The following is a 23007-nucleotide window of genomic DNA, read 5'->3' as shown; positions in this document are numbered from 1 at the left end:
GTCAGCGGTCCACGTCGGCCATGACGAAGTCGATACTGCCCAGGTACGCGATCAGGTCCGCCACCATACTGCCGCGAATCACCGAGGGGATTTGCTGCAGATGGGGGAAGCTGGGGGTGCGAATCCGGGTGCGGTAGCTCATGGTGCTGCCGTCGCTCGTCAGGTAGTAGCTGTTGATGCCCTTGGTCGCCTCGATCATCTGGAAGGCTTCGTTGGCCGGCATGACCGGACCCCAGGAAACCTGCAGGAAGTGGGTGATCAGGGTTTCGATGTGCTGCAGCGTGCGCTCTTTCGGCGGCGGCGTGGTCAGCGGGTGATCGGCCTTGTACGGGCCTTCCGGCATGTTCCTCAGGCACTGGTCGATGATGCGGATGCTCTGGCGCATCTCCTCCACGCGCACCATGCAGCGGTCATAGGCATCGCCATTGACGGCCAGCGGCACCTCGAAATCGAAGTGCTCGTAGCCGGAGTAGGGGCGCGCCTTGCGCAGGTCGAAGTCGCAACCGGTGGCGCGCAGGCCGGCACCGGTGGTGCCCCATTCCAGCGCTTCCTTGGTGTTGTACTGCGCAACGCCAATGGTGCGGGCCTTGAGGATGCTGTTCTTCAGTGCCGCTTTCTCGTATTCGTCGAGGCGCTTGGGCAGCCAGTCGACGAATTCCTTGACCAGCCTGTCCCAGCCGCGCGGCAGGTCGTGGGCGACGCCGCCGATGCGATACCAGGCCGGGTGCAGGCGGAAGCCGGTGATTGCTTCGATCACCTTGTAGGCACGCTGGCGGTCGGTGAAGGTGAAGAACACCGGCGTCATGGCGCCGACGTCCTGGATGTAGGTGCCGAGGAACAGCAGGTGGCTGGTGATGCGGAAGAACTCGGCGAGCATGATGCGAATCACGTCGACCTTCTGCGGCACCTTGATGCCAGCGAGCTTCTCCACGGCCAGCACGTAGGGCAGGTTGTTCATCACCCCACCGAGGTAGTCGATACGGTCGGTGTAGGGGATGAAGCTGTGCCAGCTCTGGCGTTCGGCCATCTTCTCGGCACCACGGTGGTGGTAGCCGATCTCCGGTACGCAATCGACGATCTCTTCGCCGTCGAGCTGCAGGATGATGCGGAAGGCACCGTGCGCGGAGGGGTGGTTGGGGCCGAGGTTGAGGAACATGTAGTCCTCGTGCTCGCCGCCACGCTTCATGCCCCAGTCTTCGGGGCGGAAGCGCGCGGCTTCTTCTTCCAGTTGCTGCTTGGCCAGGGTCAGGCTGAACGGGTCGAATTCGGTGGCGCGCGCCGGGTAGTCCTTGCGCAGCGGATGACCTTCCCAGGTCGGCGGCATCATGATGCGGCTCAGGTGCGGGTGACCGGTGAAGGTGATGCCGTACAGGTCCCAGACTTCGCGCTCGTACCAGTTGGCGTTGGGCCAGATACTGGTGGCGGTGGGCAGGTTGAGGTCGCGCTCGCTCAGGCCGACCTTGATCATCACGTCGCTGTTACGCTCCAGCGACATCAAGTGATAGAACACCGTGAAGTCGGCGTCCGGCAGGCCGCGACGCTGGGTGCGCAGGCGCTCGTCGACCCCGTGCAGATCAAAGAGCATCACATAGGGGCGCGGCAGGTTGCGCAGGCAGGTGAGGACTTCGATCAGTCGCTCACGGGCAACCCAGAGTACCGGCATGCCGGTGCGGGTCGATTGCAGGGTGAAACTGTCGTCGCCAAAACGGGCGCGCAGTTCGGCGATGACGTCCTGGTCGTCAGCCTTGTAAGGCGGTATGGACACAACGGTGTCTTGAGTCATGGTCTCGGTCGCTGTCGATCAACGTAGAAAGTGGGCGTGACGCTTGCGCAGGCAAGCATCGGCTCAGACTTCGTCGGGGCTACGCAGGTTGGTAACGGCGATTCGCTGCTCGCGCCGCTGTTCCTTCTGCGAAGGCATTTCGGCACGGTAGATGCCTTGATCGCCAACGACCCAGGATAGCGGGCGGCGCTCCTGGCCGATGGATTCCTGCAGCAGCATCAAGCCTTGCAGGAACGCCTCCGGACGGGGCGGGCAGCCGGGAATATAGACGTCCACGGGGAGGAACTTGTCCACGCCCTGAACGACCGAGTAGATGTCGTACATGCCGCCTGAATTGGCGCATGAACCCATGGAGATGACCCACTTGGGCTCCAGCATCTGCTCATAGAGACGCTGGATGACCGGCGCCATCTTGATGAAGCAGGTGCCGGCGATGACCATGAAGTCGGCCTGGCGGGGTGATGCGCGAATGACTTCCGCACCGAAGCGCGCCACGTCGTGCGGGGCGGTGAAGGCGGTGGTCATTTCCACATAGCAGCAGGACAGGCCGAAATTGTAAGGCCACAAGGAATTCTTGCGCCCCCAGTTGACCGCGCCGTTGAGCACGTCCGAGAGCTTGCCCATGTAGATGTTCTTGTGAACCTGATCCTCTAGCAGCGGGTCGGAGACGACCTCCCGCTGGCCGATCGGATACGCCTCGTTGGGCGCATCCGGGTCGACCCGAGTAAGTTTGTATTGCATCGCCAAAGCCTCATTGTTTCAGCTTCGCCTGCCGTTCACGACGTCCCTGAGGAGCCCAATCGAGCGCCCCGATACGCCAAAGATAGACAAGACCTGCCAACAGAATTGCTATGAAAACTGTAGCTTCGATCAGGCCCGCCCAGCCGCTTTCGCGTACCGAGACTGCCCAAGCGAAGAGATAGAGGGCTTCAACGTCGAAGATCACGAAGAGCATCGCGACCAGATAGAACTTGGCTGACAGGCGCAGACGCGCGCTGCCGGTAGGAAGCATGCCCGACTCGAAAGGCTCGTTCTTGCTACGTCCCCAGGCTTTGCTGCCGAGCAGACTGGAAACGCCGAGCATGAAGGCGATGAGCCCACAGACACCCAGCAAGAACACAGCGAAAGCCCAGTTATGGGACATGGTCGTTACCGCATCAGGCATGCCGGTACTCCTTGAATTAAGGAACGGCTTTTAATCTAGTAGCTGCCAGGCACCGTCGAGGGCGCTGGCGCGAAGTGTGTATACAATACTATGTGCAGACCAACTGTAAGTAAATTTTTCAGAGAAAAATTATTCGCGCAGTTTGATCATTTCTGTCGAGCTTCTGATTGACTTGTCGCATCGATGCAATTCTGCGTCGAACTGCATGGCCCGACGTTTCAGGACTATAGCTGACAGCTCTCTTCTGGCAATTTCCAACAGCCATTCACCTGACTAATCTGCCTCATTTCGAGTTCTGATGAGCTTCGGCGAGATAAGCAATTCATTGCCACTTTGGTGTTAAGGCCAAAGCAGCAGGGCATCGCGTTAAATTCCAATAGCGCATATCGAAAGGTTTGCTCTATCACCAAATTTTATTCATTCAGCGAGGCTGTCAAGCTGATTTTGTACTAGCGTGCATGAATCGCCAAAGCGCGATATGTCATCGATCGAGCAGTGCCCACCATCCGCTGGGTCTGCGAAGTTGCCCCTGCCTGGGTATGCCGACCCTTCGTACGAATAACAACATGAGGGGTTTTGCCATGCCTGTTGTCCAGTCCTTGCCGCGTATTGTCCCCACCGTTCTGTTGCTAGCCCTGAGCGCGCCTGCCAGCGCGGAATTGGGGGATTACAATTTCTGGCAGAGCTTGAGCAATCTGGTTTCGCCGCCCAGGGCCGATAATCCGGTGACGCCTGCGCAGCGTGTGGGGCCCTACCCGCTGTTGGCCAATCCGAGTGGTTTCAACAGTGGCTTCAACCCTGGCAATTACTACGGCTGGCAAACGATTCAGATGGCGCCACAGACCGGTGCGGTGTGCGGCAATGGCTCGCCTTACAAATTCTTCATCAATCGCGTGCCGAACACGCGCAACACCATCGTTTATCTGGAAGGTGGCGGTGCCTGCTGGGATTACGCCAGTTGCAGCGGGCAAAGCGGCATACGCGGGGCGCGTAATCCTGATGGGATTGCCAATGACTACATGTCGCTGCTCAACCCCGGCGCCAGCCTGGTGAGCCCCTTCGTCGTGCGTCTGCATCCCTGGACGCGCGTCAAGACGCAGAACTGGAACATGGTCTATGTGCCGTATTGCACGGGTGACATCTACTCCGGCGACAAGGTGGCAGTATATGACGACCCGCAGGGGGAAAATCCCCCACTGGTGTGGCACCACAACGGCTTACGCAACATGCGCGCGGTGGTGGGGTGGCTGAAGGACAATCTGCCGCGACCGACCCAGATGCTCACCACGGGATGCAGTGCCGGCGGCGCGGGCAGCCTGACCAACTACGCCAATATGCGCCAGGACATTGCGCCGAACCGGGGTTACCTGATCAACGATTCAGGGCCTGTCTATACCGCGCTGGCTGGTGACAACCAGGCTTATCCTTCCTATCCGCTGCAGACGCTGATCCGTCAGGCCTGGGGCCTTGATGCCGCTCAGGGGCCATTGCAGTACCTGCAGGCGCGTCTGCCAGGCTTCAACAGCAACGATCTGGGTAGCCTGTATCCGGCGCTTTCGAGCAATCTGCAGGGTGATCGCATGGGGCATGCGCATTTCTGGCAGGACCTGAACTATTCCTCCTATTCCTACGAGCGCTTCTACCCGGAGATCGCCAATGCGCCAAATCAGGCTGCCAAGGAAGCACTGATCAAGCAGCGCTGGGCGACGGACACCAACCGTCTGCGCAGTCAACTGGCCAGCCTGGGCAATGTTGGCGGTTATTTCCCGCAGTTCCGTAACGTCAACGAAAGCCACTGCACCAGCATCATCGAGTTCGCCAACTCCGATATCCAGGAGCAGAATCTGCAGCTGGACAACTTCGTCAGCAGTGTTCTCGATGGAGGTGGGCAGGTGCTGGATGCGTCGGAAAGCAGCGATGCGGCCGACCGCAACAAACCATTCAATCTGCTCTATTACCTGTTGGACCAGTTGCTCTGAACAGGCGCGAAAGCAACGCGGCGACAGCTTGGGTTGTCGCCGCGTTCAGCTATCCGGGGCTTGTTGGTAATTGCGCTCGCGAGCCTCTTGCAGGCGTTGCCTGAGGTATTGGTCGCGAGTGAGTCCTTCGGGAATGTTCTGCAGGCCGAGCACTTCTTCGACGATATTTTTTTCCTCGGCCTTGTAGCGTTCGAAGTTCGGATCTGATCGTTGCGCCAGTTTGGCCTCACGCTCAGCGCTGATGGCCTGGTAACGCTTGATCAGCGCTTCAGCGCGTCTCTTCTGCTCATCTTCGTCTTCGCTGACTGCCTTGATCAGGGCGATCTGCAACAACAGGGCCTCGCTCAGCGCCACTTCACCTTGGCGCTCCAGTGCATCAATGCCCTCGCTCAGCGTCTGCGCTTGAGCTTCGCGACTGCTGCTGTCGAGTTCCGTGGCATGCTCGATGAAGCCTCTGTAGCGCTGATGAAAATCCAGGCGCCGTTCCAGTTGCTGGACTTCCGGCCTGCTCAGCAGGTGCATCTGCTCGGGGCTCAGGTCGGGTGGCGTTGGCGGGGCGCTGCCTTGTGCGGGGGGCTGCACCGACGTTTGCTTTGGCGGCGAGAGTGCAGGTTCTTCGGCGCTGGGGTTTTGCCAGTACCAGGCGAGTGTCGCGCTGCCAATCACAATGCAACTGCCGAACAACAGAGTGGAGCGGGGCATGGGCAATCCTTGCGCGAGTCGATTGCCTTCCAGCGTAGAAGCTGCTGCCGCGCCTTGCCTGTCCAAGCATCGAATTTGGGGGCCTGCACCTTCTCGTCAGGAGCGAGAAGGTGCAGGCGTGTGGATCAGAGCAGCGGTTTGCCGTCTTCGCGCGTGACGATCACGGTGGACGAGCGCGGGCGGCGGCCGGGGCCGTCCGGCCAGGTGCTGCGAAAATCCGTCGGGGTCGAGCCTTCGCCCGGGTGCTGGATATTGACGAACAGCGTGCGGAAGTCCGGCGTGGCGGTGATGCCAGTGACTTCGCAGCCCACGGGGCCGACCAGGAAGCGCTTGACTTCGCCGGTGCTGGGCTCGGCAACCAGCATCTGGTTGTTGCCGAACGGGCCGCTGGCGAGCTGGCTGCCGCTCATGTCGGTCTGGATCCACAGGCGGCCATCGTCGTCGAACCACAAACCGTCCGGGCTGGCCATGCGGTTGTCGGCGGTCAGCGGTCTGCCGTTGGGGTCGAGGCTGTCGTTCTCCGGCCCCGCCAGCAGGAACAGGCTCCAGACGAACTCACGGCCGCCATAGTCGCGGCTCTGCTCGCGCCAGCGGATGATGTGGCCGTAGGCGTTGGCTGGGCGCGGGTTGGCTGCATCGACGATTGTGCGCGAGCTGTTGTTGGTGAGGGTGAAGTAGACGTCGCCGTTGTTCGGGTTCACTGCCCCCCATTCCGGGCGATCCATCTTGGTGGCGCCGACGATGTCGGCAGCCAGGCGGGTGTTGATCAGCACCTCGCCCTGGTCGGCGAAGCTCACCCCAGCAGCCCTGCAGGCGGCCTGGAAGGCCTTGTCCTTGATGTCCAGCGCCAGCCACTCACCCTTGCCGTTGGCCTTGAAGCGGGCCACGTAGAGCGTGCCTTCATCGAGCAGGCTGCCGTTGCTGCGACCCGGTACGTATCTGCCGCGGCTGACGAATTTGTAGATGTACTCGTTCTGCGAGTCGTCGCCGGAATAGCAGACCACCGGACGGCCCGGTTTGACCGGGGCGAACACCAGGCCTTCGTGAGCGAAACGGCCCAGAGCGGTGCGCTTGATCGGCGCGGATTCCGGCGCGAAGGGATCGATCTCGACGATCCAGCCGAAGTGGTTCGGCTCGTTGCGATAGTCGCCTGCGGCTTCGGCGGCCAGGCGGGTGGCGTTGAAACGCTGGAATTCGTCGCCGGCCAGGTGATCCCAGCCGTAGCGGCTGGCGCTGCCGACACCGTAGCGGGTCATTTCACGCGGGCGCTCGGAATCGCCGCTGGCGAAATAGCCGGCCCAGTTTTCCTCGCAGGTCAGGTAGGTGCCCCAGGGTGTGAAGCCATTGGCGCAGTTGTTCAGCGTGCCGCGAGTGGCAGTGCCGTCGGGGCTGTAGCGAGTCCGGAGGAGGGCGTGACCGCGCGCCGGGCCGCTGATCTGCATCGGTGTCGCACCCGTGATGCGGCGGTTGCGTGCACTGGGCAGCACTTCCCATTGGCCGCGCACACGGCGCACTTCCACCACTGAAACGCCATGGGCGTTGATTTCCTTGAGCACTTCATCGGCATTGCTGCGCTTGCCACCGACCAATGTAGGGCCGTTGGGGTGCAGCAGTGGAGCGTCGATGTACTCGTGGTTGAGTACCAGCAGGCCGTGGTCGCTCTTGCGACCGCCGCCGCGCTGGCCGTCGATGGGGAAAAAGTGCATGCCGTCATGGTGCATGCCGATCTGGTCGGCCTGGTCGGCGGCACTGTTTCCGGCGTTGTCGAGAAAGGCCGGGAAGCTGCCACGAATAGGCGTGCCCCAGGGTATGAAGGGGGTGGCCTTGTAACCGGCAGGTACGCTGATGGTGTCGGCGCGAGTCACCGCCAAAGGGCTGAACGGCAGACGTTTTCTGCGTTTCTTCAGACGTTCGAGCAGGTCCTTGACCGGGTTGCCGGCGGCTTCGGCGCTGCCGGGCATGGCCACGCCGAGAAAGCCCATGACGCCGAGCGCCGCGCCACCGGCGACCACCTGACGGCGGCTAAGGCCTGCATCGATCAGGTCGTTGATATGGGGATTGCTGGAGGCGTTGCTGAGCGGTTCATCGCCATTGCCGAATAGCACGTCCTGCTCTTGTTCGTTGCGCATGGAGGGCTCCTGGTGAGGCTGATCGACGGAACCATGACGCTAACCAAGGAAAACGACGGAATAGTGACAGCGCCTGTGCGCTGTTGCACAAAACTGCACGGAGGGGCGATGGTCATCCATCCGGTTGTCATCGTTTCATTGGGCGTGGCGAGTCTGTGCAGGCCAGGAGGGGCAGACATTTGCGCTGGCATTGGTGCGCAGGACGCAGCCTGCGGCCAGACATAAAAAAACCCCGGCAAAGCCGGGGCGGATTAGGCAAACAGACTGCTGCGGATGCGTGGTCCGCAGCAGGAGAACCGTTCTTAGTGGAACTGGTTCATGGTGTTGTCTTTACCGCTCGCCTTCAGAGCTGCTTCGCCAGCGAAGTACTCCTTGTGGTTGTCGCCGATGTCGGAGCCAGCCATGTTCTGGTGCTTGACGCAGGCGATACCCTGACGCAGTTCCTGACGCTGCACGCCTTTCACGTAGGCCAGCATGCCCTGGTCGGCGAAGTAGCCCTTGGCCAGGTTGTCGGTGGACAGCGCCGCAGTGTGGTAGGTCGGCAGGGTGATCAGGTGGTGGAAGATGCCAGCCTGAGCCGAGCCGTCGCGCTGGAAGGTGCGGATCTTCTCGTCGGCAATCTGGGCCAGTTCGGTTTCGTCGTACTCGACGCTCATCAGCTTGGCGCGGTCGTAGGCGGAAACGTCCTTGCCTTCGGCAACCATGGCATCGAACACCTGCTGACGGAAGTTCAGGGTCCAGTTGAACGATGGGCTGTTGTTGTAAACCAGCTTGGCGTTCGGGATGGTCTTGCGGATTTCGTTGACCATGGCCGCGATCTGACCAACGTGCGGCTTCTCGGTTTCGATCCACAGCAGGTCGGCGCCGTTCTGCAGGCTGGTGATGCAATCCAGTACGCAGCGTGCTTCACCGGTGCCAGCACGGAACTGGAACAGGTTGGACGGCAGGCGCTTCGGACGCAGTAGCTTGCCGCCACGGTTGATCACGACGTCACCGTTGCCCAGGTCGGCAGCGGAAACTTCTTCGCAATCGAGGAAGCTGTTGTACAGGTCGCCCAGGTCGCCCGGCTCGTTGGTTACGGCGATCTGCTTGGTCAGGCCGGCGCCCAGGGAGTCGGTACGCGCAACGATTACGCCGTTGTCGATGCCCAGTTCGAGGAAGGCGTAGCGAACGGCAGCGATCTTGGCGAGGAAGTCGGCGTGAGGAACGGTCACTTTACCGTCCTGGTGGCCGCACTGTTTCTCGTCGGAAACCTGGTTCTCGATCTGGATGCAGCACGCACCGGCTTCGATCATGCGCTTGGCCAGCAGGTAGGTGGCTTCCGGGTTACCGAAGCCAGCATCGATGTCGGCAATGATCGGCACGATGTGGGTTTCGTGGTTGTCGATCTGGTTCTGGATCTCGGCAGCCTTGGCCTGATCGCCAGCTGCGCGAGCTGCGTCCAGAGCGGTGAACAGCAGATCCAGTTCGCGGCTGTCGGCCTGACGCAGGAAGGTGTAGAGCTCTTCGATCAGGTCGGAGACGGCGGTCTTCTCGTGCATCGACTGGTCCGGCAGTGGGCCGAAGTCGGAGCGCAGAGCGGCAACCATCCAGCCGGACAGGTAGAGGTAGCGCTTGTTGGTGGTTTTCAGGTGCTTCTTGATCGAAATCAGCTTCTGCTGACCGATGAAACCGTGCCAGCAACCCAGGGACTGGGTATAGACGGAGGAGTCGGCGTCGTACTCTTCCATGTCCTTGCGCATGATGTCAGCGGTGTACTGAGCGATTTCCAGACCGGTCTTGAAGCGGTTCTGAGCGCGCATACGGGCGACGGACTCGGGGTTGATAGCGCTCCAGCTGCTGCCGAACTTCTCTTTCAGAGCGGCTACAGCCTTGATGTCGTTTTGATATGCGGACATGGTCAATCCTTCAAAAAATGTGTTGGTTGAGCACCGACTACCCACACAATGCGTGCACGGATGCAGCGGCTGCGGGAGGCTTCCACTTTGACGGCGAGAATACGGCTGGGCGAGGATTGACCGCGAGGAGGGGGGATGTGGCGAACAGTTCGAGAACTTCGCTTGGGCCGGTTGGCTCGTGGAAACCTTGGGCACCTGCTGGGCTTTCGATCTGTCTGACGCTAAACGCTTCCCCGTCCCTCAGGACAACTTCGTTCCAGTCGCAACCTCGTCGTACGGCCTTGTGGGCTGTTGGGACACGGACCGTTGCGAAGTACTTCGCGGACGGTCTGGAGATCCTTTTCAGGACCCCTGGCTAGCGGGAGCGAGGCCATCATGCCTCTGGGAAAATGCTTCGTCAAACGTTTTGTAGTGCTTTTTTAAAACTACTACATATTCAGTAGGCGACTGCCTGGTCACGCTTGGTAGCCCATGGGGCGGGCGTTTCAGGCATTTCGCGGGCTGCACGAGCTGTCCATCGTTCTTGTGGAGTTAAAGACTTCGACTTTGGTCGGGGGGGTCAGTCGAGGGCTTCGACTTTGACGCGCAGCGACATGTCTTCGCGCCCCTGAGTGGTGTGCCGACGCAACACGTCGCGGCCGCTGGAGCTGGTTTGCTCGCTGACGCCGCCCAGGGTAATCCACTCGCCGAGACGACCGCTGACGCGGGTATCGGTGCTTTGCACGTCGATCACGCCGGGGCGGCTGTTGCTGACGCGATCACGCTGGCTGCTGATGGAAACATGTACCAGCTCGCCGGAAAGACTGGCTGTCACGTAGAAGCCGCGAGTCACGTCGCGATATTGAGTGTCCTGGTAGACCTGGCCGTAGGGGCCGGTGCTGGTGGTGGTCAGCGGTACGCTCTGGCCGACCTGAATCAGTGCCGGATAGCCTTCGGTAGCCTGTACCTGCTGGGTGCCGCCACCACGGCTGTCGGTGCTGCGGCGAATGATGCGCACCTGGTCGCGACCGTTCACTTCGCCGCGGCCGACCTGTACTTCGGCATTGCCGGCGCTGAGCGTGCCGTCGACGCGATAGCCACGGTCGTTCTGGTAGTTGCTGTCAGCGCTTTCCACGGTGATCAGCAGGCGACGAGGGCGAGTGTCGAGTTGCTGCAGCAGTACGCGCACCTCACCGATCTTGGCTGGGGACGCATTGACGATCAGCTGATTACCGTAAGCGCTGACCTTGCCCTCGTTGCCGAGCATCGATTGCACCACGCCGAGCACGTCATCAGCGGTGCGGTAATTCAGCGGGATTACCTCGGTGGCCGCATGCAGCGGCAGGCACAGGCCGAGAAGCAGGGCGGCGAACAGCGTGCGCAGGGTCATAGCAGAAAGCTCCGCAGATCAGGGTCGGTGATGCTGGTATCCCAGGCCTGGTCGAACTGGGTTTGGCGTTGGCGCACGCGCGCCGGATCGTTGTACAGGGTGTAGCCGGATTGTTGATCGAGCTCAGGCCGCAGGAACAGGCCTGTGTCATCGGCGATCAGGTAGGCCTGATCGATGCTTGCGTAGTCCGGGTTGAGTTTGCGGATATGCAGGTTGGAGGACAACCGGCGTGACAGGGCGAGCAGGCGATGGCCTTCCTTCACGGCACGGGTCGGGTCACGCAGGAGGATGCGCAGGCGCGCCCGTGGGCTGCTCAGCAAGAACCGCGTGCAGGCCTGCTGCACGCTGCTGTGGTGATAGAGCCATGGCTCCAGATCATCGCTGTACAGGCACAGATTGCGCTGGGCTTGCTGGATCAACGCCAGGATGTGGGCGCGAGCCTGCTGAGGCTGGCTGAAACGCTCCAGGTGCTCGTGCTGACCGAGTATGAACGGGGCGGGCTCCCATTGCGCCACATCGGGCGTAACGGATTCTGGATTGTGCACAGCAAAACGCCCCGGCGACTCGAATTCGATGGCCGCCAGTTCGCTGGGCTCTGGCGTATCGATCGTTTCGACCGGGGCGTGTTTGTCGTTCATCGATGCCTCTACTGGCTGCTGCGCACCATGTCCACGTGCGAAATACCGGCGTCGAGGTACTCGTCGCTGACAATCCTGAAGCCTAGCCTTTCATAGAACGGTGTGGCGTGCACCTGAGCGGTGAGCATTTGCTGATGCAGGCCGCGTTTTTCCGCTTCGGCGATCACCGCCTGCATCAGTTTTTCGCCCACTTTCAGGCCGCGCCAGTCCTTGAGCACCGAAACGCGACCGATATGGCCGTCGGGCAGCAGGCGCGCGGTGCCCACCGGGTAATCGCCTTCCTCGGCAATAAAGTGCACGGCGTCGGTATCCTCGGCATCCCATTCCAGTTCCGGTGGTACCGATTGCTCGGCGACGAACACGCTGTCGCGGATACGGCGAAGCTCGGCATTGTCCCTATGCCAGTCCGCGACACGGACGGTGATTTCACTCATCGGCAAATCCCAGGCTGCCTTGCTTGACCAGTTCCCACATCAGGGTACGCCCCTCGTCGTCGGCCAGCCAGGCGCCGAGGTTTTCCACATGTAACGCATCGGCGCTGCAGATCAGCTTCAGCAGTTCGCGCAGGCGAGCCGAGACCAGGCGGCTCTGACCGCTGGCGAACAACATCAGGTCCTCACCGACCTCCGACCAGGCCATGCGGGCGCTGGGGTTGCGGATGAGGATCGCGCCATCTTCCAGGGCGCCGAGGAAGTCTTCCTCCTCGATCTCGATGCCGGCAACCAGCTCCGGATACTTGGGTTCGGTCATGAACTGGCCGAACCAGGTCATCAGCAGGCGCTCGTCGCTCATGTGTTCGTTGAGCAGGGCCTTGAGGCGCTCCAGGGCGTCGCGCTGGATCTGGTTGGGATCCTCGCTCGGCTGGATGTCGGCGTCGCTGTAACGCTCTTCGTCGGGCAGGAACTGGCCGAGGAAATCGGTGAAATGGGTCAGTACTTCAGCGGCGCTCGGCGCGCGGAAGCCCACGGAATAGGTCATGCAATCATCCTCAGCGGTGCCACAGTGGGCGAGGCATGGCGGCAGGTAAAGCATGTCGCCGGGTGCCAGCACCCATTCATCGGTTGGTTCGAATTGAGCCAGGATCTTCAGATCGGCGTGGGGGAGCAGCGGGCTGTCGGCATCGCACATCTGGCCGATTTGCCAGCGGCGATGACCGTGCGCCTGCAGCAGGAATACGTCGTAGTTGTCAAAATGCGGGCCGACACCGCCACCGGGCGCAGCGAAGCTGATCATCAGGTCGTCGATGCGCCATTTGGGCAGGAACTTGAAGCCTTCCAGCAGTTCGGCCACTTCCGGGACGAACTGGTCGACGGCTTGTACCAGTAGCGTCCAGCCGCGCTCTGGCAGGTCCTGGAAGGTGTCCTCGTTGAACGGGCCGCGCTGCAGCTCCCAGGGGCGCTCGCCGTGCTCGATCACCAGGCGCGATTCGACTTCTTCTTCCAGTGCCAGACCGGCCAGTTCGTCAGGGCTGATCGGGCTTTCGAAGTCGGGGACCGCCTGGCGCACCAGCAGGGGTTTCTTCTGCCAGTAGTCGCGCAAGAATTCACGGGCTGTGAGGCCACCCAGCAATTGCAGCGGAGTATCAGGATTCATCAGTAAGCCCTTGAAATTGATAAAAACCTTAAAACAAAAACGCCCGGCTCAGCCGGGCGTCCGAGAGGCTGATCGCGCTTAAATGCGCTTGGCCTGGGCCACGGCGTTACCGATGTAGCGCGCCGGAGTCAGTTGCTTGAGCTCTTCCTTGGCGGCGGCCGGCATATCCAGGCCGTCGATGAAGGCCAGCAGGGCCTCGGGGCTGATGCCCTTGCCGCGGGTCAGCTCCTTGAGCTTCTCGTACGGGTTCTCGATGGCGTAGCGACGCATGACGGTCTGGATCGGCTCGGCGAGCACTTCCCAGCAGGCATCCAGGTCTTCAGCAATTTTCTGAGCATTGAGCTCCAACTTACTGATCCCTTTGAGGCTGGCCTCATAAGCGATGACGCTGTGAGCGAAGCCGACACCCAAGTTGCGCAGCACGGTGGAGTCGGTCAGGTCACGCTGCCAGCGGGAGATCGGCAGCTTGCTGGCCAGGTGCTGGAAGATCGCGTTGGCGATGCCTAGGTTGCCTTCGGAGTTCTCGAAGTCGATCGGGTTGACCTTGTGCGGCATGGTCGAGGAGCCGATCTCGCCGGCGACGGTCTTCTGCTTGAAGTAGCCGAGGGAGATATAGCCCCACACATCGCGGTCGAAGTCGATCAGGATGGTGTTGAAGCGCGCGATGGCGTCGAACAGCTCGGCGATGTAGTCGTGCGGCTCGATTTGGGTGGTATAGGGGTTCCAGCTCAGGCCCAGGTCACCTTCGATGAACTGTCGGGCGTTGGCTTCCCAGTCGATGCTCGGGTAGGCCGACAGGTGCGCGTTGTAGTTGCCCACGGCGCCATTGATCTTGCCCAGCAGTGGCACGGCAGCGACCTGAGCGATCTGGCGCTCCAGACGGTAGACGACGTTAGCCAGTTCCTTGCCCAGGGTGGTCGGCGATGCCGGCTGGCCATGGGTGCGCGACAGCATCGGCACATCGGCAAACTTCACCGCCAGTTCGCGGATGGCGTCGGCCAGTTGCTTCATCAGCGGCAGCAGCACTGTGTCACGGCCTTCGCGCAGCATCAGGGCGTGGGACAGGTTGTTGATGTCCTCGCTGGTGCAGGCGAAGTGGATGAACTCGCTGACCTTGTCCAGCTCTGGCAGCTTGGCCGCCTGTTCCTTGAGCAGGTACTCCACGGCCTTGACGTCGTGGTTGGTGGTGCGCTCGATTTCCTTGACGCGCTCGGCGTGCTCGACGGCGAAGTTCTCGGCCAGCTCGTTGAGCAGGGTGTTGGCTTCGGCGGAGAAGGGCGCGACTTCCGGGATGCCTTCGTGGGCAGCCAGGCGCTGCAGCCAGCGCACTTCGACCAGTACACGGCTACGGATCAGGCCGTATTCGCTGAAGATGGGGCGCAGGGCGCTGGTTTTGCCGGCGTAGCGGCCGTCGACGGGGGAAACCGCGGTGAGCGAGGAAAGCTGCATGTAGGCGTTCTCGGGCTGTCGGGCTGAAAAGCCATCCGGGGCGCTGCGCATCGTGCCGGCTTGGATGAAGCGGGCGCTGGCTCAGGTGCCTGGACGACCTCTGACGAAAAGGGCGCACATCATACATGAAAACCAGCGCTTGGCCGCCTATGCCCTGCGTCTTGCGACCGATAACAGACTGGCGGCGAAGATCAATGCCGCACCGAGCAGCGACAGGGTGTCCGGCGTCTCGCCCCAGAGCAGCCAGGCGATGATGCCGGCGAAGACGATGGCCAGGTAGGCGACTGGGCCGATCAGCCCTGGCGGCGCCAGGCCGTAGGCGCGTGACATGATCACCTGGCTGGCGGTGGCCAGCAGGCCGATGCCCAGCAGCCAGATCAGTTGCGTGGAGTCGAGCGGTTGCCAGCTCCAGGTCAGCGGGATGGCGGAAAACAGTGCGCTGAACAGCGAGAAATAGAAGACGATGCGGGTAGCCGGTTCGCTGTCGCTCATTTCGCGGATGGAGACGAAGGCGAAGGCCGCCAGCAGGCTGGCCGCCAGGCCGAACAGCGCGGGCCCCTCGAACAAGGCGGCGCTGGGCTTGGCCACCAGCAGCACACCGCACAGGCCGATCAGGCTGCAGACCAGCATGCGGCGAGTCAGCGGCTCCTTGAGCCAGATGTGTGCGATCAGCGGTGTGAACACCGGCGCCGAATAGGTGAACAGCATGGCGTCTGCCAGTGGCAGGTGGGCGATGGCGTAGAAGAAGCAGTACATCGCCGCCAGGCCGTAGGTGGTGCGCCAGAGATGGGATTTCAGTCGGGTCGTGCGTAGCGGTCGCACACCGCGCACCAGCAGCAACGGCAAAAAGAACAGCACGCCGACCAGGTTGCGGAAGAACACCACCGACTCGTTGTTGACGCTGACGGATATCTCGCGAATGCCGACGCCGGTAAAGGCGAACAGCAAGGCCGACAGTGCCAGCAGCAGGGCACCCTGAAGGGGTTTGACGCTGCGGCTGGCGGATTCCATGGTCAGCTTCGCGTCAGTTCGTAAAGCTCTTTGAGCAGCTTGCCGCGGCTGAATACCAGCTGCCAGCGGTGGCCGCCGAGTTGACGCCACAGGCGCGCCGATCGGATACCAGCGAGCAGCAGGGCGCGGATTTTCGCGGCGTTGTTCGGCTGCTGCAGAAAGCGCATGTCGCCGTGCACCTGGATGCGCTGGCGGAAGGTGCTGATGGTGTCCTGATAAAGGCCGCCGCACGCAGCGATGACGTTGTCATGGACCAGGCCGAAATGCTCGACTTGTTGCTGGATCTGATCCAGTCGGCTGCCCATGACCTGCAGCATGTCAGCGCGCTTATCCAGCTGGCGCTCCAGGCCGATCATCGCCAGCGCATAGCGCAGCGGCTCGCGCTGCAGGGCAGACGGATTACGCTCCAGCGAACTGATCAGCGCGCGATAACCGTCGCGCAGGTTGAGGTCGTCGCCACCGTATACGTCCAGCGTGCTTTTCGGGTCGCGCACCAGCAGGCTGCCGAGCATACAGCCCATGGAGGCTTCGCTGACCTGGCCGGTACGGGCGATCTTGTCGGCCAGGGAGGCCGCTTCGAAGACGGCGCCGAGCGCAACCAGTTGCTCCTGCAGCGGGTTCATTGCGCGTCCTCGTACCAGGCTTCTGCGGTTTCGATCACGCCGCCACCCAGGCAGACCTCGCCGTCATAGAACACCACGGACTGACCGGGCGTGACGGCGCGCTGCGGCTCGTCGAACACGGCACGATAGCCGTTCTCGGTCTTCTCCAGGATGCAGCGCTGGTCGCTCTGGCGGTAACGCACCTTGGCGGTCAGGCGGCGCGGGCTGCTCAGATCCAGTGGGTTGACCCAGTAGATGTCCGAGGCGAGCAGGGCGCGAGAGAACAGCCAGGGGTGCTCGTTGCCCTGGCCGACGATCAGCACGTTGCGCGTCAGGTCCTTGCGCAGCACGTACCAGGGATCGTCGCCGGCGTCCTTGAGACCACCGATACCCAGGCCCTGGCGCTGGCCGATGGTATGGTACATCAGGCCATGATGGCGGCCGATGACCTGGCCGTCAGTGGTTTCGATATCGCCCGGCTGGGCCGGCAGGTACTGCTTGAGGAAGTCGCTGAAGCGGCGTTCGCCGATGAAGCAGATACCCGTGGAGTCTTTCTTCTTCGCGGTGGCCAGCTCGTATTTCTCGGCAATGGCGCGCACCTGTGGCTTTTCCAGCTCGCCGACCGGGAACAGGGTCCGGGCGATCTGCTCGCCGCCGACGGCATGCAGGAAATAGCTCTGGTCCTTGTTCGGGTCCAGGCCCTTGAGCAGTTCGGTGCGGCCGTCTATATCGCGGCGACGCACGTAGTGGCCGGTGGCGATCAAATCGGCACCCAGCGACAGGGCGTAGTCGAGGAAGGCTTTGAACTTAATCTCGCGGTTACACAGGATGTCCGGGTTCGGCGTGCGTCCGGCCTGGTATTCGGCCAGGAAGTGCTCGAACACGTTGTCCCAGTACTCGGCGGCGAAGTTGGCGGTGTGCAGCTTGATGCCGATGCGGTCGCATACGGCCTGGGCGTCGGCCAGGTCGTCCATGGCGGTGCAGTATTCGGTGCCGTCGTCTTCGTCCCAGTTCTTCATGAACAGGCCTTCGACCTGGTAGCCCGCCTCGATGAGCAGCAGGGCGGAAACGGACGAATCGACACCGCCGGACATGCCGACGATCACGCGTTGGGTGCTAGGTGCTTGCATGGGAGTCTGCGAGTGAAGCCTGAAAAGTTGCCGAGTCTACCAGAAAGCCCGCCTCAGGTAGGGTGCGCCGTGCGCACCAGGTGGGCGCCGCGATACCGATGGTGCGCATGGCGCACTCTCCGCAAAGGCGTAAGCTCGCGATCAATCGCGCACCAACTCCAATGGCCCGCTGATACCGGTCAGGTAGTCGTCGACGCAACGCAGCACCAGCTCGCTGCGCCAGCGCTCGGGCTGTGCGGCCAGTTCATCGCGTGTCAGCCAGATGATGCTGCTGATATCGCTGTCCAGCTCGCGCTTTGGGTCATGGTGCACGGGGCGGGCGCTGAAGCACACGCGTTGATAGGTCACACCATTGCTCGGCGCGCTATAGAGGTAGATGCCGAGCAGGGCGGTGAGCTCGACGTCCCAGCCGGTTTCCTCGAGTGTTTCGCGCAGCGCGGCTTCGCGTAACGATTCATTGGCTTCCAGGTGCCCGGCCGGCTGGTTGAGTACCATGCGGCCGGCCTTGAACTCTTCGACGAACAGGAAACGGCCATCATCTTCGATCACTGTCGCCACGGTGATATGGGGTTGCCACACCATCTGAAATCCTCCGGGGTAGGGTGCGCCGCGCGCACCGACTATCACCATCTTTATGTCTGTAACCATCAAGCAAGGGGCCTGGCCTAAAGAAAAACCCCGGCACGAGGCCGGGGTTCTTTTCACGCAAAGGCCTTATCAGGCATTCAGTGCGGCCAGAGCGGCGTTGAAGGTGGCGCTGGGGCGCATCACCTTGCTGGTCAGCTCGGGGTTGGAGCGGTAGTAGCCACCGATTTCGACCGGCTTGCCTTGTACGGCAGCCAGTTCGCCGACGATGGTCGCTTCCTGCTCGGTCAGTTGCTTGGCCAGCGGTGCGAAGCGGGCTTTCAGTTCGGCATCGTCATTCTGCTCGGCCAGAGCTTGCGCCCAGTACAGGGCCAGGTAGAAGTGGCTGCCGCGGTTGTCGATCTCGCCGACCTTGCGCGCCGGGGACTTGTTGTTGTCCAGCAGCTTGCCGGTGGCTTGATCCAGGGTCTTGCCCAGTACCTTGGCTTTGGCGTTGTTGGTCTTGATACCGGTTTCTTCCAGCGACACGGCCAGGGCCAGGAACTCACCCAGGGAGTCCCAGCGCAGGTAGTTCTCTTCGACCAGCTGCTGCACGTGCTTGGGTGCCGAGCCGCCGGCTCCGGTTTCGTACATGCCGCCGCCAGCCATCAGCGGAACAATGGACAGCATCTTGGCCGAGGTGCCCAGCTCCATGATCGGGAACAGGTCGGTCAGGTAGTCACGCAGCACGTTGCCGGTCACCGAGATGGTGTCCTGGCCACGAATCATGCGCTCCATGGATACGCGGATGGCTTCGTTGTAGCCCATCATGCGGATGTCCAGGCCGGTCAGGTCGTAATCCTTGAGGTACAGCTCGACCTTCTTCTGCAGTTCGCGGTCGTGGGCGCGTTCCGGGTCCAGCCAGAAGATGGCCGGGGTTTCGGACTGACGGGCGCGGGTAACGGCCAGCTTGACCCAGTCGCGAATCGGCGCGTCCTTGGTCTGGCAGGCGCGCCAGATGTCGCCGGCTTCGACCTGGTGCTGCATCAGCACGGTGCCGTCGGCAGCCACGACGCGCATGGTGCCGTCGGCGGTCATTTCGAAGGTCTTGTCGTGAGAGCCGTACTCTTCGGCCTTCTGCGCCATCAGGCCGACGTTCGGCACGGTACCCATGGTGGTCGGGTCGAACGCACCGTTGGTTTTGCAGAAGTTGATCATTTCCTGATAGATGCGCGCGTAGGTGCTCTCAGGCATGACGGCCTTGGTGTCTTTCTGCTTGCCGTCCTTGCCCCACATCTGGCCGGAGTTGCGGATCATCGCCGGCATCGAGGCGTCAACGATCACGTCGCTCGGGATGTGCAGGTTGGTGATGCCCTTGACCGAGTCGACCATGGCCATTTCCGGGCGATGGGCATAGACCTCGTGGATGTCGTGCAGGATTTCTTCCTGCTGCGAGGCTGGCAGCGACTTGATCTTGTCGTAGACGCTGCTGATACCGTTGTTCGGGTTGACGCCCAGTTCCTTGAACAGCTCGCCGTACTTGTCGAACACGTCCTTGTAGTAAACGCTGACAGCGTGGCCGAAGACGATCGGGTGGGAGACCTTCATCATGGTCGCCTTGACGTGCAGGGACCACATCACGCCGGTTTCCTTGCAGTCCTGCAGGGTCTTCTCGAAGAAGTCACGCAGCTTGCGGCAGCTCATGAACATGCTGTCGAACACTTCGCCTTCCTGCAGGGCGAGTTGTTTCTTGACTTCGACCTTGCCGTCCTTGCCGACGAATTCGATGCGCACGTCACCGGCCTTGGCCATGGTGATCGATTGCTCGCTGGAGAAGAAGTCGCCGCCGCGCATGTAGTCGGCGTGGGACTGCGAAGCCATGCTCCACTTGCCCATGCTGTGCGGGTGCTTGCGGGCATAGGCCTTGACTGCGGCTGGAGCGCGTCGGTCAGAGTTGCCTTCACGCAGAACCGGGTTCACGGCGCTGCCCAGGATCTTGGCGTAGCGGGCGCGAACTTCCTTGTCTTCGTCGTTCTGCGGATCTTCCGGGAAATCCGGAATGTTGTAGCCCTGAGCCTGCAGCTCGGCGATGGCGGCCTTGAGCTGAGGGACGGAAGCGCTGATGTTCGGCAGTTTGATGATGTTGGCGTCGGCTTGCAGAGTCAGCTCGGCCAGTTTGGCCAGGTCGTCATCGATGCGTTTGTCGGCGTCCAGGCGGTCGGCAAAGCTTGCCAGGATCCGTCCAGCAAGAGAGATGTCGCGGGTTTCAACGGAGATGTCAGCCGAGGCGGCAAAGGCTTCTACAATTGGCAGAAGCGAATAGGTAGCGAGGGCCGGAGCTTCGTCGGTGAAGGTGTAGATGATCTTCGAAGGGGTGGACATTTAGGGTTAACTCTCTTCTTTGCTGAGCGCGCATAGAAACTCGACCTGCGCGGGTAGGCGCTTGAGCCCCATGATGGCGGGGCCGGGTCGAGGACTCGCCGCGGTGATGTTGGATGCACCCGTAGAGTGTCGAGCATTTCGAGCCGGCAGACAGTGGTGGCCGTTAACCGGATTCAAGAGGTTGCTGCCTGGTTCCAGACAGGTCGCCCCTTATGACTCGTTAGTCACCTAAGCAGTATACCACTGCGACACCTCGCCACAGAATGCCCAGTTGAATAAGACCTTTGCACATGTGTCTCCGCGAGCGGTTTGCGCTACTCTCGGGAGTGCCTGTCTAACCACAAGATGGAGTCCAGCATGGGATACCAAAAGATCCAGGTGCCAGCCAGCGGTGACAAAATCACCGTCAATGCCGATATGTCGCTGACTGTTCCGGACAACCCGATCATCCCGTTCATCGAGGGTGATGGAATTGGCGTCGATATTTCTCCGGTGATGATCAAGGTCGTAGACGCTGCCGTCGAAAAAGCCTACGGCGGCGCTCGCAAGATCTCCTGGATGGAAGTTTACGCCGGTGAGAAAGCCACTCAGGTTTACGACCAGGACACCTGGCTGCCGAAAGAAACCCTCGAGGCTGTACGTGATTACGTGGTTTCGATCAAAGGCCCGCTGACCACGCCTGTTGGCGGCGGTATTCGCTCATTGAACGTGGCCTTGCGCCAGGAACTCGACCTCTACGTCTGCCTGCGCCCAGTGCGTTGGTTCGAGGGTGTGCCAAGTCCGGTGAAGAAGCCGGGCGACGTCGATATGGTGATCTTTCGCGAGAACTCCGAGGACATCTACGCCGGCGTCGAGTGGAAAGCTGGCAGCCCCGAGGCCGAGAAGGTCATCAAATTCCTCACCGAGGAAATGGGCGTCAAGAAGATCCGTTTCACCGACATGTGCGGTATCGGCATCAAGCCGGTTTCCGAGGCGGGCACCAAGCGCCTGGTGCGCAAGGCGCTGCAATATGCCGTGGACAACGACCGCAGCTCGGTGACCCTGGTGCACAAAGGCAACATCATGAAGTTCACCGAAGGTGCCTTCAAGGAATGGGGCTACGAGATTGCCCGCGAGGAATTCGGCGCCGAGCTGCTCGACGGTGGCCCGTGGATGCAGTTCAAGAATCCGCGTACCGGCAAGAACATCGTGGTCAAGGATGTGATTGCCGACGCCATGCTGCAGCAGATCCTGCTGCGTCCGGCCGAATATGACGTGATCGCCACCCTCAACCTCAATGGCGACTATCTGTCCGATGCTCTGGCGGCCGAAGTTGGCGGCATCGGCATCGCGCCCGGCGCCAACCTGTCCGATTCGGTGGCCATGTTCGAGGCGACTCACGGCACGGCGCCCAAGTATGCCGGTCAGGACAAGGTCAACCCGGGTTCTGTCATTCTCTCCGCCGAGATGATGCTGCGTCACATGGGCTGGGCCGAAGCGGCTGATCTGATCATCAAGGGCACCAACGGCGCCATCGCCGCCAAGACCGTGACCTATGACTTCGAGCGCCTGATGGAGGGTGCGAAGCTGATGTCGTGCTCCGAGTTCGGCGATGCGATGATCAGCCATATGTGATCAGTTCACTGATCGACAGCGTGAAAAGGGCCGGTCATATGACCGGCCCTTTTGTGTTCAGCACATCCATGTGCTCCGCCCCTTCGGGGCTTGCGCGCAAAAACGCTCTCGGCGTTTTTGTGGCTGCAGGAGACTCAGACTTCGACAGTGCTCGCGATATTTTGCGCCTGGGGTACGGCCACGGGGGCGTCCTGGTTGGCGGTAACCGCGCTGATATTGATGGCATGCAGTCCTTTGGGGCCTTGCACGATCTCGAAGCGGACCGGCTGGCCGGCCTTTAATGTCTTGTAACCGTCCATCTGGATAGCCGAGTAGTGGGCGAACAGGTCCTCATCTCGGCCGTCGGCCAGGATGAATCCATAGCCTTTGGCGTTGTTGAACCACTTGACCTTACCGCTGAGCATGCTGATATCCCTCTGCAAAGGACTCCATCTCTGGAGTATCATCCACTTCGATTCCACGCGATAACCGACCAGGCTGGGCGAAGGCGTGGAATCCCTGATACCCACCAGTGGGTATTCATTTGTTGTAACACCCTTTTGCCGTTAGTCAAGGCTATACGGCGGATGGCTGAGAACTCAGTCAAACTCCCTCTAGCATCCCCGTTCGCCCGGCCTTGAACCTCTGATTTCAGCATGCATGCAAGTAGCCAGATTCGACTAACATTCAATCAGGATCACCCGGCAGAGCATGAGGATGACTCCTCTGGTATTGCTGTTCAGGAATCCAAGCCAGCATTGCAGGCACCACCGATGTACAAGGTGGTCTTATTCAATGACGACTACACCCCGATGGATTTCGTCGTCGAAGTGCTCGAAACGTTTTTCGGCATGAACCGGGAGCTGGCGACCAAGATCATGCTGGCCGTCCATACAGAAGGACGTGCGGTGTGCGGTGTGTACACCCGTGATATTGCGGAGACCAAGGCAATGCAGGTCAACCAGTACGCGCGAGAGAGCCAGCATCCGCTACTCTGTGAAATAGAGAAGGACGGTTAAC

20 protein-coding genes are annotated in these 23007 nt (G+C 61.3%); 3 read left to right on the top strand and 17 right to left on the bottom strand.

Annotated features, from left to right (window positions below; genetic code table 11):
- Position 1: 1 nt before the first annotated feature.
- The 3 genes from nuoC to GV002_RS09935 all read right to left on the bottom strand — a co-directional run bounded on the left by nuoC (position 2) and on the right by GV002_RS09935 (position 2948).
- The gene (gene nuoC / locus GV002_RS09945; protein ID WP_160018131.1) at positions 2 to 1783 is read right to left on the bottom strand and encodes an NADH-quinone oxidoreductase subunit C/D; all 1782 of its coding nucleotides are present in this window, start codon (positions 1781 to 1783) and stop codon (positions 2 to 4) included.
- A gap of 63 nt (positions 1784 to 1846) precedes the next feature.
- Positions 1847 to 2524 (bottom strand): NuoB/complex I 20 kDa subunit family protein, encoded by a 678-nt coding sequence (locus GV002_RS09940; protein WP_037055875.1) that lies wholly within the window; start codon positions 2522 to 2524, stop codon positions 1847 to 1849.
- 10 nt (positions 2525 to 2534) lie between these two features.
- Positions 2535 to 2948: an NADH-quinone oxidoreductase subunit A gene (locus GV002_RS09935; RefSeq protein ID WP_013715479.1), complete on the bottom strand. Its 414-nt coding sequence runs from the start codon at positions 2946 to 2948 to the stop codon at positions 2535 to 2537.
- A gap of 581 nt (positions 2949 to 3529) precedes the next feature.
- Between GV002_RS09935 and GV002_RS09930 the strand changes: the two genes are divergently transcribed.
- Positions 3530 to 4927: a pectin acetylesterase-family hydrolase gene (locus tag GV002_RS09930; protein WP_160018130.1), complete on the top strand. Its 1398-nt coding sequence runs from the start codon at positions 3530 to 3532 to the stop codon at positions 4925 to 4927.
- A gap of 45 nt (positions 4928 to 4972) precedes the next feature.
- Here GV002_RS09930 and GV002_RS09925 read toward each other — a convergent pair whose 3' ends face one another.
- The 13 genes from GV002_RS09925 to GV002_RS09865 all read right to left on the bottom strand — a co-directional run bounded on the left by GV002_RS09925 (position 4973) and on the right by GV002_RS09865 (position 20394).
- The gene (locus GV002_RS09925) at positions 4973 to 5629 is read right to left on the bottom strand and encodes a hypothetical protein (protein ID WP_160018129.1); all 657 of its coding nucleotides are present in this window, start codon (positions 5627 to 5629) and stop codon (positions 4973 to 4975) included.
- Between the two features lie 125 nt (positions 5630 to 5754).
- Positions 5755 to 7758 (bottom strand): PhoX family protein, encoded by a 2004-nt coding sequence (locus GV002_RS09920; protein WP_160018128.1) that lies wholly within the window; start codon positions 7756 to 7758, stop codon positions 5755 to 5757.
- A 302-nt stretch (positions 7759 to 8060) separates the two neighbouring features.
- Positions 8061 to 9656, bottom strand: coding sequence for an isocitrate lyase (locus GV002_RS09915; protein WP_160018127.1), 1596 nt, complete (start codon positions 9654 to 9656; stop codon positions 8061 to 8063).
- A 559-nt stretch (positions 9657 to 10215) separates the two neighbouring features.
- On the bottom strand, positions 10216 to 11025 hold the full coding sequence (locus tag GV002_RS09910) for a secretin N-terminal domain-containing protein (protein WP_160018126.1): 810 nt from the start codon (positions 11023 to 11025) through the stop codon (positions 10216 to 10218).
- Positions 11022 to 11663, bottom strand: a complete 642-nt coding sequence (locus GV002_RS09905) for a histone acetyltransferase HPA2 (RefSeq protein WP_160018125.1) — start codon at positions 11661 to 11663, stop codon at positions 11022 to 11024. The genes GV002_RS09910 and GV002_RS09905 overlap by 4 nt, the downstream gene beginning before the upstream one ends.
- A gap of 8 nt (positions 11664 to 11671) precedes the next feature.
- Positions 11672 to 12097 (bottom strand): GNAT family N-acetyltransferase, encoded by a 426-nt coding sequence (locus tag GV002_RS09900; RefSeq protein ID WP_160018124.1) that lies wholly within the window; start codon positions 12095 to 12097, stop codon positions 11672 to 11674.
- Positions 12090 to 13256 carry a cupin domain-containing protein gene (locus GV002_RS09895; RefSeq protein WP_160018123.1) on the bottom strand — a complete coding sequence of 389 codons (1167 nt, stop codon included), beginning with the start codon at positions 13254 to 13256 and terminating at the stop codon, positions 12090 to 12092. Before GV002_RS09895 ends, GV002_RS09900 begins: the two co-directional genes overlap by 8 nt.
- A 78-nt stretch (positions 13257 to 13334) precedes the next feature.
- Positions 13335 to 14705 carry an adenylosuccinate lyase gene (gene purB / locus GV002_RS09890; protein WP_160018122.1) on the bottom strand — a complete coding sequence of 457 codons (1371 nt, stop codon included), beginning with the start codon at positions 14703 to 14705 and terminating at the stop codon, positions 13335 to 13337.
- A gap of 147 nt (positions 14706 to 14852) precedes the next feature.
- On the bottom strand, positions 14853 to 15716 hold the full coding sequence (locus tag GV002_RS09885; protein WP_160018121.1) for a DMT family transporter: 864 nt from the start codon (positions 15714 to 15716) through the stop codon (positions 14853 to 14855).
- 2 nt (positions 15717 to 15718) lie between these two features.
- On the bottom strand, positions 15719 to 16339 hold the full coding sequence (gene hflD / locus GV002_RS09880; protein WP_160018120.1) for a high frequency lysogenization protein HflD: 621 nt from the start codon (positions 16337 to 16339) through the stop codon (positions 15719 to 15721).
- Complete coding sequence (gene mnmA, locus GV002_RS09875; RefSeq protein ID WP_160018119.1) at positions 16336 to 17448, bottom strand: tRNA 2-thiouridine(34) synthase MnmA; 1113 nt, start codon at positions 17446 to 17448, stop codon at positions 16336 to 16338. The genes hflD and mnmA overlap by 4 nt, the downstream gene beginning before the upstream one ends.
- A gap of 141 nt (positions 17449 to 17589) precedes the next feature.
- Positions 17590 to 18030: an NUDIX hydrolase gene (locus tag GV002_RS09870; protein WP_160018118.1), complete on the bottom strand. Its 441-nt coding sequence runs from the start codon at positions 18028 to 18030 to the stop codon at positions 17590 to 17592.
- A gap of 135 nt (positions 18031 to 18165) precedes the next feature.
- Entirely contained in the window at positions 18166 to 20394 is a 2229-nt protein-coding gene (locus tag GV002_RS09865) for an NADP-dependent isocitrate dehydrogenase (protein WP_160018117.1), read from the bottom strand.
- A gap of 357 nt (positions 20395 to 20751) precedes the next feature.
- On the opposite strand from GV002_RS09865, the gene icd reads away from it, so the two are divergent.
- Positions 20752 to 22008, top strand: coding sequence for an NADP-dependent isocitrate dehydrogenase (icd, locus tag GV002_RS09860; RefSeq protein WP_160018116.1), 1257 nt, complete (start codon positions 20752 to 20754; stop codon positions 22006 to 22008).
- A gap of 134 nt (positions 22009 to 22142) precedes the next feature.
- On the opposite strand, the gene cspD is transcribed toward icd, so the two are convergent.
- On the bottom strand, positions 22143 to 22412 hold the full coding sequence (gene cspD / locus GV002_RS09855; protein WP_072424088.1) for a cold shock domain-containing protein CspD: 270 nt from the start codon (positions 22410 to 22412) through the stop codon (positions 22143 to 22145).
- A 231-nt stretch (positions 22413 to 22643) separates the two neighbouring features.
- Between cspD and clpS the strand changes: the two genes are divergently transcribed.
- Positions 22644 to 23006 carry an ATP-dependent Clp protease adapter ClpS gene (clpS, locus tag GV002_RS09850; protein ID WP_003460431.1) on the top strand — a complete coding sequence of 121 codons (363 nt, stop codon included), beginning with the start codon at positions 22644 to 22646 and terminating at the stop codon, positions 23004 to 23006.
- The last annotated feature ends 1 nt before the right edge of the window (position 23007 follow it).

Source organism: Pseudomonas sp. 8O, assembly GCF_902506495.1.
GTDB classification, from domain to species: Bacteria; Pseudomonadota; Gammaproteobacteria; order Pseudomonadales; family Pseudomonadaceae; genus Aquipseudomonas; species Aquipseudomonas chaetocerotis.
Note: the sequence above shows the minus strand (reverse complement) of the source record. Positions and strands in the feature narration are given on the sequence as shown.